Genomic DNA, 1,887 nt, shown 5'->3' with positions numbered 1-1,887 from the left:
CTCGGTAAGGGGCGCGAAAATGCGCAGCATTTATGCGTCCCAGCCGAAGGCGAATTTACCGATTTGTTATGAGTCAATTTAACTTTCCCAAGTTCTGCTTTCAGCCAAAAGCGGACATTACTTACCCTTTTTTTTGTCTTTTTGATGCTTCATAGATACTGCAGCAATTATGGCTATAATAATTACTACTAAAATTGCCCCTGCTATTGTTGTTTCCATATTCCATTCCATTTAAAAATATTATTCATGCTTTCAGCCATTAGCTGACCCTGACTTGACTCATAACGCCCTGCTTAGGGGCGGAAACACATGGGCTAAAATTTAGGAGCGAAGCGACGCAGCCCATGTGTTTGCGTCCCAGCGAGCCTGCGAGCGACTACAGCAGATTGTTAGGTGAACACTCATTTACGACCGCCAAGCCCAAATCTATGTTAGCAACAATATACCCATATTCTTTTTTGGACAAATTGCCGGTTCTGTATTGAGCTTTGGCTGATTCGTGATCCCATGCCTCTCCGCATTTTGCCTCTGGTATTTTGAGGTCTAGGGTAAGTAGATATTGTTGATCTGAATCGATTGTATGACCTTTTTTGGTAGAGCTTTTTGCGCAAAGGCTTAATGCGTACTCGACTGCAAATTTGTCTACGCTGGGTAATCCAACAAATTCTACATCACAGGCTAACACTCTCTTGCCTGAAGTTTCGGTGTAATACAGTTTCCCAGTTGTGCATGCCGACGATAAAAAGAGCGCTACAAAAATTATTAAAAACCTATGAATCAAAAGATTTCCCTGTTCACCTAACGCTCAAAGCAGGCGTGCGTTTACGCATCGCCCTGCCTTTGCTTGTTATGTGCTTGAATTTAAAGCAGTACTATGTTCAATACTGCCAGCAATAAAACAAACGCCAACGAACAACCAGACTGTGCTAGCAACTATTTGCCAGATATCTACACCGGCGGCTGTAACAAATGTTGGAATACCAATTAACCCTCGCACTGCACAAAGCAGCGCGATGGTAATTAAAGCAGGTTTAACCAATGGAACCTTGCGAATTAAACCAACGGCTGAAAAAGCAAATACCGTACACGCAAACATTAAACCTGCAACGATTACGGTACCGACAGGTGCAAGCAAAGTACCTTGTTGGGCTGAATCTATAATTTGCTTAGGCGCTCGCGCAAAAGCAAACCAGCTTGGGCCGCCCCAAATGCAGAGCAGATGCCAGATAGCGGCAACCGACGCAATAACGCCACCGCTAATTAATAGTTTTGATTTAACACTAAAACTCAATACGAGCTCCATTCTGCTTTAGCACATAACGCCCGGCACAGCGGCAGCCGTAACGGAGCGGTTTTGTGTTAATGTTTGAGCGCAGCGAGTAACACAAAACCGCGTAGTGTAGGCTGTCCGCCTGCTGCCGATTGTTAGATGCCAGTGCCACTTAATGAACGCTTGCCTTAGAAAGCAAATTTAAAACCAATACACCGCAAACTATTAAACTAATACCCACGAAACCCCATGCATCAATCTTTTGCCCGTAAAGCCCCCATGCAACAGCAGTGACTAATACTACGCCAAGGCCAGACCAAACTGCATAGGCCACCCCTACAGGAATAGACTTCAAGACCAATGAAAGGAAATAAAATGCAATTCCATAGCCAACAATTACGATGAAAGATGGTACGAGCTTCGTAAAACCTTCACTGGACTTTAATGCAGATGTTGCAACTACCTCTCCAAGAATCGAAATAGTAAGAAATAACCAGCTTTTCATGATCCGCCTCCAATATGATTCGAAGGGAGTATATGTCTTTTTCTCTTAAAATTGCAGTCTTGAAGAAAAAAATTATTCGTGCGCAACTTTCCGGTTAATTACATCTAACGCC

Annotated in this window: 2 protein-coding genes; both read right to left on the bottom strand. The window is 43.5% G+C overall.

All coding sequences use genetic code 11. The features are described from left to right. Positions 1 to 847: 847 nt before the first annotated feature. On the bottom strand, positions 848 to 1,291 hold the full coding sequence (locus ACRCA4_RS14900) for a hypothetical protein (protein ID WP_331924929.1): 444 nt from the start codon (positions 1,289 to 1,291) through the stop codon (positions 848 to 850). Positions 1,292 to 1,442: 151 nt separating this feature from the next. Beyond that, positions 1,443 to 1,775 (bottom strand): quaternary ammonium compound efflux SMR transporter QacK, encoded by a 333-nt coding sequence (gene qacK / locus ACRCA4_RS14895; protein ID WP_034732386.1) that lies wholly within the window; start codon positions 1,773 to 1,775, stop codon positions 1,443 to 1,445. Between the last annotated feature and the right edge of the window lie 112 nt (positions 1,776 to 1,887).

Origin of the sequence: Rheinheimera sp. WS51 (genome assembly GCF_050936095.1) — a bacterium.
Taxonomy (GTDB): domain Bacteria; phylum Pseudomonadota; class Gammaproteobacteria; order Enterobacterales; family Alteromonadaceae; genus Alishewanella.
This window is presented reverse-complemented; position numbering and strand designations above follow the sequence as displayed.